This is a genomic window from Micrococcales bacterium, assembly GCA_016703125.1.
Taxonomy (GTDB): Bacteria; Actinomycetota; Actinomycetes; order S36-B12; family UBA10799; genus JADKAV01.
This window is the reverse complement of the sequence record JADJCR010000003.1, coordinates 187,584-201,869: the sequence shown is the minus strand read 5'-3', so window position 1 is coordinate 201,869 and position 14,286 is coordinate 187,584. Positions and strand designations below refer to the sequence as shown.

Here is a 14,286-nt window from a genome sequence, read left to right as displayed (position 1 = left end):
CGTCTACTCCTCGACGCCGAGACGTTCGAGCAGCAACTGCCGCACGCGGCCGGCGTCGGCCTGGCCGCGGGTGGCCTTCATGACCGCACCGACCAGCGCCCCCACCGCAGCCACTTTGCCTGAGCGCACTTTGTCAGCCACGTCCGCATTGACGGCGATGGCCTCGTCGACGGCTGTGGTCAGCGCGCCGTCGTCGGAGACCAGGACCAGGCCGCGGGCGGCCACCACCTCGTCGGGGTCGCCCTCGCCGGCGAGCACACCGTCGATCACCTGCCTGGCCATCTTGTCGTTCAGCGAGCCGGTGGCGACCAATTCCTCGATGCGTGCGACGGCGGCCGCGTCGACGGCCATGTCGGGCAGCGCCACGCCGGTGTCGTTGCTGCGTCGGGCCAGTTCGCCAAGCCACCACTTCTTCGCCCCGGCGGGCGTGGCCCCGGCGGTCACAGTCTGCTCGATGAGGTCGAGCGCATCGGCGTTGACGACGTCGCGCATCTCCAGATCGGTGAACCCCCACTGCTCCTGCAGGCGGGAACGGCGCGCAGCCGGTGGCTCCGGGAGAGTCGCGCGCAACTGCTCGACCCACTGCTCGGAGGCGACCACCGGCGCGAGGTCGGGCTCGGGGAAGTAGCGGTAGTCCTCCGCCTCCTCCTTGGTGCGCCCGGACGTGGTCCGGCCGGTGTCCTCGTGCCAGTGCCGCGTCTCCTGCACGATGGTGCCGCCCTCGGTCAGTATCTGGGCCTGCCGTTCGATCTCGTGGCGCACGGCACGTTCCACCGAGCGCAGCGAGTTGACGTTCTTCGTCTCGGACCGGGTGCCGAATGGGGCGTCTGGGCTGGGACGCAGCGACACGTTGGCGTCGCAGCGCAGGGACCCCTGCTCCATGCGCACATCGGAGACGCCGAGGGCGCGCAGCAGGTCACGCAACGCGGTGACATAGGCCTTGGCCACTTCGGGGGCCTTGTCCCCGGTACCGGTGATGGGTTTGGTCACGATCTCGATCAAGGGGATGCCGGCGCGGTTGTAGTCGACCAGCGAGTAGTCGGCGCCGTGGATGCGACCGGTCGCCCCGCCCATGTGCAGGGACTTGCCCGTGTCCTCCTCCATGTGCGCACGTTCGATCCCGATGCGATAGGTCCGGCCATCGACGTCCACGTCCAGGTACCCCTCGATGGCGATGGGCTCGTCGTACTGCGAGATCTGGTAGTTCTTCGGCATGTCCGGGTAGAAGTAGTTCTTCCGCGCGAAACGCGAGCGCGGCGCGATGCGGCAATTCAGCGCCAGTCCGATGCGTGCGGCTGATTCCACTGCGGCGCCGTTGACCACCGGCAGGGAACCCGGCAGCCCCAAGCAAACGGGGCACACCTGCGAGTTCGGCTCCCCGCCGAAGATGGTGGCGCAGCCGCAGAACATCTTCGTCTCGGTGTTGAGCTCCACGTGCACCTCGAGCCCGAGGACCGGGTCGAACTGCGCGACCGCCTGCTCGAAATTCATGGCCGGGCCTCGCATCCGATGGCCGCCTCCAGAGCGGCACCCGCGGCGTACATCCTGTCGTCGGCCAGAGCCGGGGCCAGGAACTGCAGTCCGACCGGCGGGCCCTTGTCGTCCAGCCCCACGGGCAGGCTCATGCCGGGCAGCCCGGCAAGGTTCGCCGGGATCGTGGCGATGTCCTGCAGATACATGCTCAACGGGTCGTCGACCTTCTCCCCGATGGGGAACGCGGTCGTCGGCGCAGTCGGCGTCGCGAGCACAGCTGCGACCTCGAACGCCTTCGCGAAGTCCTCGGCGATGAGGGTGCGCACTTTCTGCGCCTGGCCGTAGTACGCGTCGTAGTAACCGCTGGACAGCGCGTAGGTGCCGAGCATGATCCGCCGCTTCACCTCGGGCCCGAATCCTGCCTCGCGGGTCATGGCCATCACCTGCTCGACGGACTTCTGACCGTCGTCACCCACGCGCAGTCCGTACCGGATCGCATCGAACTTCGCGAGGTTCGACGAACACTCGCTGGGCATGACCAGGTAGTAGGCCGCCAGAGCGTACTCGAAGTGCGGGCAGGAGACTTCCACGATCTGCGCCCCGGCGTCGGCGAGCAGATCCAGGCTGCGGGCGAAGTGCTCACGCACCTCACGCTGGAAGCCGTCACCGGTGAGTTGCTTCACCACCCCGATGCGCATGCCCTTGATGTCGCCGCGGGCAGCCGCCTCGACCACAGGCGGCACGGGTGCGTCCAACGACGTCGAGTCCTTCGGGTCGTAACCAGCGATCACGGAGTGCAGCAGCGCCGCGTCGGAAACGGTGGTCGCGAACGGACCGGCCTGGTCCAGGGAAGAGGCCAGGGCGACCAGACCATAGCGGGAGACTCCGCCGTAGGTCGGCTTCACGCCCACCACACCGGTCATGGCGGCCGGCTGCCGGATGGAACCACCGGTGTCGGTGCCGATGGCCAGCGGGACCTGGCGCGCGGCCACCGCGACGGCGGAACCACCGCTGGAGCCACCGGGGATCAGGTCGGTGTTCCACGGATTGCGGGACGGGCCGTATGCGCTGTTCTCCGTGGAGGAACCCATCGCGAACTCATCCATGTTGGTCTTGCCCACGATGACCGCGCCGGCACGTTTCAAGCTGGCCGTGACAGTCGCGTCGTAGGGCGGGATCCAGCCCTCGAGGATCCGGGAACCGCAGGTGGTCGCCAGGCCCGCCGTCGTGAGGACGTCCTTGACTGCCACCGGCACTCCGGCCAGCGGCGCCAGCGGTTCGCCGGCGGCCCGGGCGGCGTCGACGGCATCGGCGGCCGCCAGGGCCCCCGGGGTGTCGACGGCCAGGAACGCGTTGAGTCGCTCGTCGGTCGCTGCGATGCGGTCGAGGAAGGCGGTGGTCACCTCGCGTGCCGAGTACTCCCCGGCGGCGATTCCCGCGGCGAGCTCCACAGCAGTGGTGTCGGTCAGGCTCATGTCACTCCTCGTCCAGGATCCGCGGGACACGGAAACGGTCGTCCTCGACAGCCGGTGCGCCGGCGAGGGCCTCACCTGAACTCAGCCCGGGCACCCGGACATCCGCACGGAACACGTTGCTGATCGCGACCGGGTGTGACATCGGTTCAACATCCTCGGCGGCGACCTCACTGATGCGCTGAACGGCTCTGAGGATCACGTCGAGTTGCTCGGCGTAGTGCGCGAGCTCCCCGTCGGAGAGTTCCATGCGCGCCAGGCGCGCGAGGTGCGCGACATCGTCGCGGGAGATAGCGGGCATGCGGCAAGTCTACGGACGCGCGTCCGGGTCGGACCCCGGGGCGTTGTGCCCCCGGCTCCGGCTAGCCTCGGGCCATGATCCCCGCGTTCGACCTGTCCGGCAGGATCGCGCTGATCACGGGTGCGGGCAGCCCTTCGGGTATCGGCTTCGCCACCGCCGGGATGCTCGGCGGCATGGGAGCCCAGGTGGTGGTTACCGCGACCACCGCCCGGATCGAGGAGCGGGTCCGGGAACTGCGGGCCGCGGGCATCGACGCCGAGGCGGTCGTGGCCGATCTGACCGACGAGGATCACGTGGCTGCACTGCCCCAGTCCGTCGACCTGCTGGTGAACAACGCCGGCATGGTCAGCGTCGGCACGGACTTCGAGGCCGGCCGCCTCGCGGACCTGAGCCTGGCCACCTGGCAGGCGGGGCTGCGCCGCAATCTGGACACCGCCTTCCTTGTCACCCGGCACGTCGCACCGCCGATGGCCGCGCGGAGCTGGGGCCGCGTGGTGAACGTTGCGAGCGTCACGGGACCGGTGATGGCGATGCGTGACGACCCGGTGTACGCCGCGGCGAAGGCGGGCATGGTGGGCCTGACCAGGGCGCTGGCCCTCGACCTGGCCGGCAGCGGGGTCACCGTCAACGCAGTGGCACCGGGCTGGATCGCGACGGGCAGCCAGACGCAGGACGAGGCGCGGCAGGGCCGGCACACCCCGATGGGTCGCAGCGCCTCCCCCGAGGAGGTTGCGGCGGCCATCGCCTGGTTCTGCAGCCCAGGCGCGTCCTACACCACCGGCCAATGCCTGGTCGTGGACGGCGGCAACTCGATCGCCGAGGAGCGCGCGTAGCAGGAGGTGTCGGCGGGCGGGGTCTGCCGCCACTTACCTCACTGCCTACACCTGCACCCCGAGTTCCCCCAGTCGCTCCTCGGTCAGGATGGGCACGCCCAGGGCCTCGGCCTTGGCGTGCTTCGATCCTGCGTTCTCGCCCGCGATGAGGTAGTCGGTCTTCTTCGACACCGAACCGGTCACTTTGGCGCCGAGTTCTTGCAGCCGTTCGGTGAGGGCATCGCGGCTCCACCCGGACAGCGTGCCGGTGATGACGATGGTCTTGCCGGTGAGCGGTCCGGCGGCGCCGGCGGACTCGTCGGCCATCCGCACCCCGGCGGCGGCCCACTTGTCGACCACCGCGGCGTGCCAGTCCACGGCGAACCAGTCATGCAGCGCCTGCGCGATGGTCGGCCCGACCCCGTCCACGGAACTCAACTGCTCGAGGCTGGCAGCCCGGATGGTGTCCATGCTGCCCAGTTCACGGGCCAGCGCCTGCGCCGCCGTCGGCCCCACGTGGCGGATCGACAAAGCCACCAGGACCCGCCATAGGGGCCGGGTCTTCGCCACCCCCAGCTGCGTCAGCAGCACGCGGGCGTTCTCCGTCAGTTCGTGACCGGACCGCGTGAAGAACGGTGATCGCAACAAGGCGGGCTCGTTGAGGTCGAACAGATCGCCCTCATCGGTGACCAAGTGGTCGTCCAGCATCGCGGCCGCCGCCTTCCACCCGAGCCCCTCGATGTCCAGCGCGCCCCGGGAGCCCACATGGTTGAGCCGCTCGCGCAACTGCGATGGGCAGGAGCGGGCGTTGGGACAGCGGATGTCGACGTCGCCCTCCTTGGCCGGCGCGAGCGAAGTCCCGCACGATGGGCAGTGCGTGGGCATCACGAACTCCCGCTCGGTGCCGGTCCGCTCCTCGACCACCGGCCCGATCACCTCCGGGATGATCTCGCCCGCCTTGCGCAGGAACACCATGTCCCCGATCAGCACGCCTTTGCGCTGGACCTCCTGGGCGTTGTGCAGCGTGGCCATGGAGACCGTGGTGCCGGAAACCCGCACCGGCTTCATCACCGCGAACGGTGTCACCCGCCCGGTCCGGCCGACGTTGACCGCGATGTCCAGCAGTCGGGTCCGGACCACCTCCGGCGGGTACTTCACCGCGATCGCCCACCGCGGCGCCCGCGAGGTGGCGCCGAGCCGGTCCTGGATGGCCAGGTCGTCGACCTTCACCACAACTCCGTCGATCTCGTGGTCGAGGCTGTGCCGCTTGGCCTCGAACTCGCGCACGTACGCCTCGACTTCGATCAGCGACCCGGCCACTCGCATCCGCCCGGACACCGGCAGACCCCAGGCCGACATCTGCTCGTACGCCTGCGACAACCGGGACGGCCGCTGACCGTCCAGCACCCCGAGCCCGTGCACGATCAACTGCAACCGGCCGAGCGAGTCGATGCCGCGCTGCAATTCCGAGCGGGCCTTGTCCGAGACCTTCCGCCCCGACGTCTCCCGCTCGGCGATCTCCGCCTGACGCCGGTCCACCCGTTGCCGCAACGTCCCCGCCCCGGCGTTGCGCGGATTGGCGAACGGTGACCGGCCCAGGTCGAGCATCTGCTCGTTCAGGGCGTTGAACTGCGCCACCGGGAAGTACACCTCCCCTCGCACTTCCACCCGCTGCGGCGCGCCCGTCAGCCGTTTCGGGATCGCCGGGATGAACCGGGCGTTGTACGTCACGTCCTCCCCGACCCGGCCGTCACCGCGGGTCGCCAGGGAGGTCAGACGGCCCTCGGTGTAGACCAGATCCACCGCCAGCCCGTCGATCTTCAACTCGCACAGCATCGCCGGGACCTCGCCGAGGTCGCGCTCGATGCGCGCGGCCCAGGTGGCGAACTCGGAAAGCCCGAACGCGTTGTCCAGGCTCATCATCCGCTCGAGATGCTCGACCGGCTCGAACATGTCCGAACGGTCCCCGCCCACCGTCTGCGTCGGCGAATCCGCCCGTTGCAGCTCCGGGAAGCGCTCCTCCAGTTGCTGCAACTGCACGAACAACGCGTCGTACTCCGCATCCGAGAGCTTCGGGGCGTCCTTCTGGTAGTACTCGAAACGCGCCTGCTCGATCTGCCCGACCAACTCCTCCCAGCGGGTGCGATCCGCCTGCCCCGGCCCGGCCATCAGGACAACCGCTCGGTCAGGTCGGCGGCCAGCCGCAGCCATGGACGGTAGTCGGCCACCATCCCGCACGGCGGGGTGAGGAGCAGCGGTTCGGGGGCAAGCCCGGTCCGGTCGAAGAAATCCAGCACGTCACGGACGGTACCCGGTGACTGTGACACCCCGAAACCCAGAACTGCGCCGCCCGTGGACAACTCCGCGAGCGCCTCGTCGTCACCGGCGTTGAGCAGCGACATGTCGAAGAGCACCCCGGCGAACCCGCGCATCCTTGCCCACGGCGGGGCCTGCGCGCAGCAGTGGATGAGATCGGCTCCGATGCGCAGATCCGGCTCGACCGCCGGATAGGCCGACAGCCCGCTGACACTGCTGACCGAACCCGCGATCACGGCCGGGAGTGCGGGTTCGTCCATCTGCAGCAGCCAGGTGGCAGCCAGGCGCCGGTGAAGGTCCTGCCGGTGACGGCCGGCCATCTCGCGCCACGCCGTCACCAGATCGCGCATGAGCCCGGGATCGGCCAGCAGCCGGCGACCCTTGCGCTCGACCGAGGCGGCGATCGTGTACGGGCCGGCCAACTGCTGCTTGGCCAGCCCGGTGTGCCCCTGCCAGGCCTGTTCGACCGCGTCCAGGTCCTCGGCCAGCACCGACCGCGCCCGCCGCATGTCGCGGGTTCCGGCCGTGAGCTCCCAGCCGGTCACGGTGGTCGCGGCGCGGAAGTCGGGGCTGATCTCGCTGAGCAGCCCCAGCGTACGACCGATCATGTCCGCGCCAGGGCCCCGTTCGGGCAGTTCCGGCACGTGCGGCAGATCAGGCAGCTGGTCGGCGACCCGGGCCGGCCAGTCGGTCACGACGGTCCCCGGGACCGATCCGATGCCGGTGACGGTGACGGGTATGGACAGCGGTATCGGCACGGCTCATCGTGGCACATCCCCGCAGTCGCAGCCGCCCGTGCACTCCCCGCTCCCGCCCCGGAGCGCGCGCTACGGTGAGCCCATGCCGGAGGTGTACACGGGAGCGACCGCTCTGCCGACGTGGACGCTCTACCTCGCCGTGGTCGTCGGGGGGCTGGCCGGGGCGACCTACGCGGCGCGGCGCGGCTTCGACGTCATCGGCGTGCTGACCCTGTCCGTGGCCACCGGACTGGGGGGACTGCTCCTGCGCGACATCCTGCTGGCCAGGGGCCCGATCGTGCTGCGCGACAGCGACTTCATCTTGTCCGCGGTGGCAGCTGCCGTTATCGGTTTCTTCTTCGCCGGCTACATCGCCAAGTTCGACCGGGCCCTGCTGGGCCTGGAAGCACTGGCCATGGGACTACTGGCCACCGTAGGCACGGACAGCGCCTTGCGGGCGGGCCTGGGCGCCCTCCCCGCGATCGCAGTGGGCACGATCGTGGCCACTGCCGGACCGCTGTTCCGGGACATTCTCGGCGGGGATGCCCCACAACTGCTGCGGCCCGGAGTGGTCCTCGGGGTGATCGCCCTGGGCGGTTCGATCCTCTATGTCGCCCTCGAGGCCTGGACCGGGAATCCGTTGCTGTGCCAGGTGATCGTCATCGTCGCGGTGTTCGCCACCCGGACCGTGGCGCTTCTGTGGAGATGGGAGACCCGACCCGCCGACGACCTGTCCAACCGCGTCTGGTCGTACTGGAACCGCAAGCAGGAGTCGGACCGGTGATCGAACCGGTCGAGACGATCGCGCTGCCCTCGTCCCTGGACGCGCTGGCCATCGCCGTCGGCGCGGTTTCCGGTGCGCTGCACGCCCGCCGCCGCCGGATGGATCTCATGGGCATCCTGGTGGTCTCCTTCTGCGCCGCCCTCGGCGGCGGTGTCATCCGGGACATCCTGCTGGTGTCAGGGCCGCCGGTCTTCCTGACGTCGCCGACTTTCCTCCTGTACGCCATCATCGGGACGGTCCTCGGCTGGGCCTTCTCAGGCCTGATGAGCCGGGCATCGATGCTCCTCGAGGTGATCGACGGACTGTTCATCGGCGTGTGGGTGCTCGTGGGAGCCACGAAGGCTCTCAGCAACGGCCTCGGCTTCGGCTCCGCGGTCCTGGTGGCCGTCATCACAGCCACCGGCGGCGGCCTGCTGCGTGACATCTTCTGCGGGGAACGCCCCGCAGTCCTGCTGCCCGGCCAGTGGGTCGCGGCGGCGGCCCTCGTCGGCGCCTGCACGTTCACGGGCGTCTTCTGGACCACCGGGGACCTGCTGGTGGCACAGATCGGGTGCATCGTGGTGGCCTCGGCGGTGCGCATGGTCAGTGCCGCGTTCGACCTGCACACCCCGATGCCCATGGATCTCGGCCGGCGATGGTCGCACCGGCCGGAGGCACTCACGCACCAGTCGTCGACGTGATGCGCCCGCTACCGAGCACGCGGGTGCCGTCGTAGAACGCGGCGATCTGCCCGGCTGCCACCCCCGACATCTCCTGCCGCAGTTCCACACGCCCGCCCAACAGCACAGCCGGCGCCGGATCGGCGTGCGCGCGGATCTGGACCTCCACCTCGGCCTGGTCCACCACGTCACCGGTCCAGCGCAACCGGTCCACCTCGAAGCCCACCACGCGCAGTCTGCGCGGCGTCCCCACGAACACGGTGTTCGATGGCACATCGACCTCCACGACGTACCGCGGCTGACCGTCGGCAGCGGGCTGGCTCAGATGCAACCCCCGGCGCTGGCCGATCGTGAAGCCCACGGCCCCGGGGTGCTCGCCCAGTGTCCGGCCCGACTCGGCATCCACGATGGGGCCGGCGGACGCACCGATCCGCTCGCGCAAGAAGCCGCGGGTGTCGCCGTCCGGGATGAAGCAGATGTCGTGGCTGTCCGGCTTCTCGGCGACCAGCAAGCCGCGTTCTGCGGCCTCCCGCCGGATGTCGGGCTTGCACGTGTCGCCCAACGGGAACAGCGAGTGGCGCAGTTGCTCCGCATCGAGAACTGCCAGCACGTACGACTGGTCCTTGGCCGGATCCACGCCGCGGTGCAGCTCCACCCCGTGGGGGCCGTCGACCGTGCGCGCGTAGTGGCCGGTGCCCACTGCATCGAACCCCAAGGCGACGGCACGTTCGAGGACCGCGGCGAACTTGATGTGCTGGTTGCAGCTCACACAGGGGTTCGGCGTGCGCCCGGCGCGGTACTCCTCGATGAAGTCGTCGAGCACCGTTTCCCGGAACCGTTCGGCGAAGTCCCACACGTAGAACGCGATGCCGAGCACATCGGCGGCGCGGCGTGCGTCGTGGACGTCCTCGAGCGTGCAGCACCCCCGGCCGCCACCGGCGTAGCGCTTCTCGGCCAGCGCCAGATGCACCCCGGTCACCTCGTGACCGGCATCCACCAAGCGTGCGGCCGCCACCGCGGAATCCACCCCGCCGGAGAGTGCGGCGATGACCCGCATCACAGGCCCCCCGCCCGCCGGGCCCGCTGGACCACGGCCGGGAGCGCTTCGACAACCGCCGTCACGTCCTCCTGCGTGCTGTTCCAGCCCAGGGAGAACCGCAACGACGAGCGCGCGACCGCCTCATCGGCGCCCATGGCCACCAGCACATGACTGGGCTGCGGGATGCCGGCGGTGCAGGCCGACCCGGTGGACACTGCGATGCCGGCGGCATCCAGCAGCATCAACAGGGCATCCCCGGGGCATCCCGGGAACGAGAAGTGGACGTTGTTGGCGAGCCGGTCCTCCGGATGCCCGTTGAGCACCGCTTCCGGAACCGCCGCGTGGATCCCGTCGATCAAGGAGTCCCGCAGCCCGGTGAGGTCGTGGGTGTCGGCAGCCAGAGCAGCGGCGAACCCCGCGATGCCGGCGGCATCCAGAGTGCCGGACCGGACATCGCGCTCCTGGCCGCCGCCGTGGACCAGGGGCGCGACCGGCTGGTCCCGGTCCAGCACCAGGGCGCCCACGCCCACCGGGCCACCGACCTTGTGCGCGGACAGGGCGACCGACGGGATCCCCGCGACGTCCACATCGATCTGCCCCAGTGCCTGCACGGCGTCGCAATGGAAGGGCACCCCCCGCGTCCGGCACACCCGCGCGATGTCCGCGACGGGCTGGATGGTGCCCACCTCGTTGTTCGCCCACATGACAGCCACCAGCGCGACGTCGTCATCGAGCATCGCAGCAAGCACCTCAGGGTCCACGCGGCCCCAGCGGTCAACCGGGATCCGATCGACGACGAAACCCTCGTCGGCAAGGGCCACGGCCGGATCCAGCACGGCGTGGTGCTCGATCGCCGAGACCAGCACCCGGCGCCGGTCGCCCACTCGCGCCAGACCCTTGATCGCCAGGTTGTCGGCCTCAGTGCCGCCACTGGTGAAGATGACGGCCGCGGGCTTCGCCCCGATCAGGGCCGCGATCTGCTCGCGGGCCTCCTCCACCACCCGCCGCGCGCGCCGGCCGGCCGTGTGCAGGCTCGACGGATTGCCCACTTCGCCCCACTGCCGCAGCATCGCCTCGCGCGCCTGGGGGCGCAGCGGGGTGGTCGCGGCATGATCCAGGTAGTGCACCTGTGCATGGTAGGTGCGTCCGGCAGGACCGATCAGTGGCGCACCGGCACCGCGGGTGCGTGCCAGATCCGGTCGAGGTAGTCACGGATCGACCGGTCCGAGGAGAAGAACCCGGAACGTGCGATGTTGTGCACCACCATCCGCCCCCAACGCTGCGGATCGGCCCACGCCTCTCCTACCTCGTCCTGGATGGCGAGGTAGGAGGAGAAGTCGGCCAACACCATGTACGGGTCGTCGCTGAGCAGCGAGTCCACGACGTGGCCGAATTCGAACGACCGCCCACCTGAGTAGTCACCACGGCTGATCGCCTCAAGGGCCCGCCGCAGCACCGGGTCGCTCTCGAAGTACGTCAGCGGGTTGTAGCCCGCCTCCTTGGTCGCATGGGCCTGCTCCTCGGTCATCCCGAACAGGAAGAAGTTGTCCTTCCCGACCAGGTCCCGGATCTCGACGTTCGCACCGTCCAGCGTTCCGACGGTCAACGCACCGTTCAGTGCGAACTTCATGTTGCCGGTCCCGGATGCCTCCTTCCCCGCCAGCGAGATCTGCTCGGACAGGTCCGCGGCGGGGATCAGGGTTTCGGCCAGAGTGACGTTGTAGTTCGGCGGGAAGACCACGGCCAGTTGCCCCTGGACGCGGGGGTCTTCGGCGATGGTCTGGGAAACCGAGTTGATGAGGCCAATGATCTCCTTGGCCATCAGGTAGCCGGGGGCGGCCTTCGCCCCGAACAGCACGGTGCGGGGTTTGATCTGCTGGCCGTCGCCGATCCGCTGGTGCAGCACCACGACGTGCAGCAGTTTGAGCAACTGCCGCTTGTACTCGTGCAGCCGCTTGACCATCGCATCGAACATGGTGTCGACGTTGAGACTCAGGCCGTCGCGCTTCTTGAGCATCTCTGCCAGCCGGATCTTGTTCTGGTACTTGACCTTGCGAAGCGCCTCGAGGAATTCCGGGTCGTCGGCGAAGGCGTCGAGTTCCCGCAGACGCTCAAGGTCGGTGACCCAGTCCGGACCGATCCGTTCGGTGATCTGCTCCGACAGTTCGGGGTTGGCCAGTTTCAGGAAACGGCGCGGGGTGACCCCGTTGGTCACGTTCGTGAAGCGACCCGGGTAGAGCTCCGCGAAGTCCGGCAGGACGCGCTCGCGCAACAGCTTGCTGTGCAACTCGGCCACCCCGTTGACCTTGCTGCTGCCGACCGTGGCCAGGTAGGCCATCCGCACTGCGCGCTCCGGGTGCTCCTCGATGATGGACATCCGGCGCACGCGCCAGTCGTTGCCCGGGAACGCGTCAGCGACCTCCTCGAGGAACAGCGAGTTGATGCGGTAGATGATCTCCATGTGCCGGGGTAGCAACTCCTCCAGCAACTCGACCGACCAGACCTCCAGCGCCTCCGGCAGCAAGGTGTGACAGGTGTAGGCGAAGCACTTGCGCGTGACCGCCCAGGCCTCCTCCCAGCGCAAGCCGTTCTCGTCCATCAGCACGCGCATGAGTTCCGGGATGGCGATCACGGGGTGGGTGTCGTTGAGCTGGAACACCACCCGCTCGTGCAGGCGGCGCAGGTCGAAGTCACCGGGCAGGACGTTGTGGATGAAGTCGTGGATGGACGCCGCGACGAAGAAGTACTGCTGCTGCAGGCGCAGGCGCTTGCCCGCCGGGGTGGAGTCCTCGGGGTACAGGATCTTGGAGATCGACTCAGCCTGGGTCTGGGCGCGCACCGCCGCCTGGAAGTCCCCGAATTGAACTCTTTCAGGTCCAGGTTCTCGGCCGCCTGGGCCCGCCACAGCCGCAGGGTGTTCACCGCGTCCGAGCGATAGCCGGGAACCATGTAGTTGTAGGGCACGGCGACGATGGTGGTCTCCGGAGTCCACGTCGCCCGGCGGCTTCCGTTGTTGCTGTGCGTGATCGTGCCGCCGAAGCCAACTTTGACGGACATCTCCGGGTGCGGGAACTCCCACGGGTTGCCATGCCGCAGCCACGAGTCCGGCACCTCGACCTGCCGGCCGTCCTCATTGAACTTCTGCTGGAAGATCCCGTACTCGTAGCGGATGCCGTACCCGACCGCCGGGATGGACATCGTGGCCAGCGAGTCGAGGAAGCATGCCGCCAAGCGACCCAGACCGCCATTGCCCAGACCCGGCTCGATCTCGAACTCGCGCAACTCGTCGAGGTCGAGATCCAGGGAGGCCAGCGCGTGGCGGGCGGTGGCTTGCAGGTTTGTCGCCAGCAAAGCATTGTCCAACTGCCTGCCCAGCAGGTACTCCGCCGACAGGTAGACCACCGCCTTGGAACCCCGGCCGATCTGGGTCTCGAGGGTGTCGATCCAGCGCGAGATCATCGCCTGGCGGACAGTGCGCGCCAGCGCCATGTACAGGTCGCTCTCGGAGGCGCGGACGAAGTCGACGCCCTGGCCGAAGCGAAGTTCTTCGGTGAATTCCCGGGCGAACTTCTCAGGGTCGTGAAGGTTCGGCCCCGGTCGTTGGCTGCGTGTCACTGGGGACCTCCGTGGTGGGCGGGCGTTGGTTCCGGAGATCACCATATGCGCTCTCTATGGCCGCGATCTCGGCGCGGGCAGGTGTGAGCGATCCCGGGTACGTCCAGTGGATGCCGTCGCGCTGCCGTACCACCACCTGCTCGCCGTCGACCACCTCCTCCATGGCGAACCCGGCATCCTCGTCGTAGAGGTCGACGTACGTGACCCCGGGTACGGACGCGGCGGCGCGGGCCAGTGCGGCGTTGACGTCGGCGTAGACGTCGTTCCACTGCGGGTCGCGCGCAGTCGGGGGCCCCGACCAGAAGACTCGCTGCACGCCCTCCTGCATCATGGCCCGCATCACCACCCGCGCCCTGCGCTCGTACTCGTTCTCCCAGGCTTCGGTGCCGGGGACCAGCGTCTGCCCGCGCACGGTCATGTCGTTGCGTTCATTGCCTCCCACGAGCATCACGACGGCTTCTGGGCGCTTGTCACGGATGATCGACCGGGCTCCGGATTCCCAGTTGAAGAACGCCGGGTTGGTCAGTCCAGTGCCGTTGCGCCACACGGAAGTGAAGTCCACCAGCCGGGAGTCGGCCAGTTGCGCCGCCATCTGCTGGCCGACGAAAGTCGACAGGGAGTCACCGAGGACCAGTACCTGCAACGGATCGGCAGCCGTGGGGCTGGTGATCGGTGGGGCCGTGGCCACCGGGGCGGGCTCGGCGACCGGTTCGTCGGAAACCAGCGCCGCACCGTCGGCATCATCGGTGTCCTGGCCGAGCACGCCCGCCAGCGCCTGCTGCGGACGATCCAGGCGCAGCCACTGCGCGGCGGCGTCGATCGGAGTGGCCAGCGCGACGACCACCGTCCTCAGGACACCGGGTCGCATGCCGTTGGCGTCACGCAGGAAGCCGCCGGAGTTGAAGATGACGGCCACACCCAGGGCGATGACCACGACCAGCCAGATGTGCCCGGCAGGCATCCGCTTGCCCTCGAAGCCGTGCATGGCTGGGTGATAGCTGTCCGCGCGGTTGCGCTTCTGCGGCGCAGGGGTGTCGGCCTTGGGGGGCTCGTGGAGGGTGTGTGTCATGGCCGGGCC

11 protein-coding genes and 1 pseudogene are annotated in these 14,286 nt (G+C 69.2%); 3 read left to right on the top strand and 9 right to left on the bottom strand.

Annotated elements, in window-relative coordinates:
• Positions 1-3: 3 nt before the first annotated feature.
• Genes gatB through gatC form a run of 3 tightly spaced genes read right to left on the bottom strand, consistent with a single transcriptional unit; the run spans position 4 to position 3,246 of the window.
• The gene (gatB, locus tag IPG68_05280) at positions 4-1,506 is read right to left on the bottom strand and encodes an Asp-tRNA(Asn)/Glu-tRNA(Gln) amidotransferase subunit GatB (GenBank protein MBK6762712.1); all 1,503 of its coding nucleotides are present in this window, start codon (positions 1,504-1,506) and stop codon (positions 4-6) included.
• The gene (gene gatA, locus IPG68_05275; protein ID MBK6762711.1) at positions 1,488-2,948 is read right to left on the bottom strand and encodes an Asp-tRNA(Asn)/Glu-tRNA(Gln) amidotransferase subunit GatA; all 1,461 of its coding nucleotides are present in this window, start codon (positions 2,946-2,948) and stop codon (positions 1,488-1,490) included. The genes gatB and gatA overlap by 19 nt, the downstream gene beginning before the upstream one ends.
• A gap of 1 nt (position 2,949) precedes the next feature.
• Complete coding sequence (gatC, locus tag IPG68_05270; protein MBK6762710.1) at positions 2,950-3,246, bottom strand: Asp-tRNA(Asn)/Glu-tRNA(Gln) amidotransferase subunit GatC; 297 nt, start codon at positions 3,244-3,246, stop codon at positions 2,950-2,952.
• Positions 3,247-3,320: 74 nt separating this feature from the next.
• Between gatC and IPG68_05265 the strand changes: the two genes are divergently transcribed.
• The gene (locus IPG68_05265; protein ID MBK6762709.1) at positions 3,321-4,079 is read left to right on the top strand and encodes an SDR family oxidoreductase; all 759 of its coding nucleotides are present in this window, start codon (positions 3,321-3,323) and stop codon (positions 4,077-4,079) included.
• A gap of 45 nt (positions 4,080-4,124) precedes the next feature.
• Here the strand turns inward: IPG68_05265 and ligA are convergent, their stop codons facing one another.
• Complete coding sequence (gene ligA, locus IPG68_05260; protein ID MBK6762708.1) at positions 4,125-6,227, bottom strand: NAD-dependent DNA ligase LigA; 2,103 nt, start codon at positions 6,225-6,227, stop codon at positions 4,125-4,127.
• Complete coding sequence (locus IPG68_05255) at positions 6,227-7,132, bottom strand: methionine synthase (GenBank protein MBK6762707.1); 906 nt, start codon at positions 7,130-7,132, stop codon at positions 6,227-6,229. Before IPG68_05255 ends, ligA begins: the two co-directional genes overlap by 1 nt.
• A gap of 82 nt (positions 7,133-7,214) precedes the next feature.
• Between IPG68_05255 and IPG68_05250 the strand changes: the two genes are divergently transcribed.
• Together IPG68_05250 and IPG68_05245 are read left to right on the top strand one after the other, a co-directional pair.
• Entirely contained in the window at positions 7,215-7,895 is a 681-nt protein-coding gene (locus tag IPG68_05250) for a TRIC cation channel family protein (GenBank protein MBK6762706.1), read from the top strand.
• Positions 7,892-8,575, top strand: coding sequence for a TRIC cation channel family protein (locus tag IPG68_05245; GenBank protein MBK6762705.1), 684 nt, complete (start codon positions 7,892-7,894; stop codon positions 8,573-8,575). The genes IPG68_05250 and IPG68_05245 overlap by 4 nt, the downstream gene beginning before the upstream one ends.
• Here IPG68_05245 and mnmA read toward each other — a convergent pair.
• From mnmA to IPG68_05225, 4 genes and pseudogenes are all read right to left on the bottom strand, one after another.
• On the bottom strand, positions 8,553-9,611 hold the full coding sequence (mnmA, locus tag IPG68_05240; GenBank protein ID MBK6762704.1) for a tRNA 2-thiouridine(34) synthase MnmA: 1,059 nt from the start codon (positions 9,609-9,611) through the stop codon (positions 8,553-8,555). The genes IPG68_05245 and mnmA overlap by 23 nt on opposite strands.
• On the bottom strand, positions 9,611-10,720 hold the full coding sequence (locus IPG68_05235) for a cysteine desulfurase (protein MBK6762703.1): 1,110 nt from the start codon (positions 10,718-10,720) through the stop codon (positions 9,611-9,613). Before IPG68_05235 ends, mnmA begins: the two co-directional genes overlap by 1 nt.
• 32 nt (positions 10,721-10,752) lie before the next feature.
• Positions 10,753-13,253 (bottom strand): annotated as a pseudogene (locus IPG68_05230) (glycogen/starch/alpha-glucan phosphorylase).
• Positions 13,165-14,277 (bottom strand): DUF459 domain-containing protein, encoded by a 1,113-nt coding sequence (locus IPG68_05225; protein ID MBK6762702.1) that lies wholly within the window; start codon positions 14,275-14,277, stop codon positions 13,165-13,167. Before IPG68_05225 ends, IPG68_05230 begins: the two are co-directional and overlap by 89 nt.
• Between the last annotated feature and the right edge of the window lie 9 nt (positions 14,278-14,286).

Bases quoted from the DNA above. Each gene is read 5' to 3' on its own strand.
- gatB (MBK6762712.1), bottom strand. From the start codon at position 1,506: ATGCGAGGCCCGGCCATGAATTTCGAGCAGGCGGTCGCGCAGTTCGAC.
- gatA (MBK6762711.1), bottom strand. From the start codon at position 2,948: ATGAGCCTGACCGACACCACTGCTGTGGAGCTCGCCGCGGGAATCGCC.
- gatC (MBK6762710.1), bottom strand. From the start codon at position 3,246: ATGCCCGCTATCTCCCGCGACGATGTCGCGCACCTCGCGCGCCTGGCG.
- IPG68_05265 (MBK6762709.1), top strand. From the start codon at position 3,321: ATGATCCCCGCGTTCGACCTGTCCGGCAGGATCGCGCTGATCACGGGT.
- ligA (MBK6762708.1), bottom strand. From the start codon at position 6,227: ATGGCCGGGCCGGGGCAGGCGGATCGCACCCGCTGGGAGGAGTTGGTC.
- IPG68_05250 (MBK6762706.1), top strand. From the start codon at position 7,215: ATGCCGGAGGTGTACACGGGAGCGACCGCTCTGCCGACGTGGACGCTC.
- mnmA (MBK6762704.1), bottom strand. From the start codon at position 9,611: ATGCGGGTCATCGCCGCACTCTCCGGCGGGGTGGATTCCGCGGTGGCG.
- IPG68_05225 (MBK6762702.1), bottom strand. From the start codon at position 14,277: ATGACACACACCCTCCACGAGCCCCCCAAGGCCGACACCCCTGCGCCG.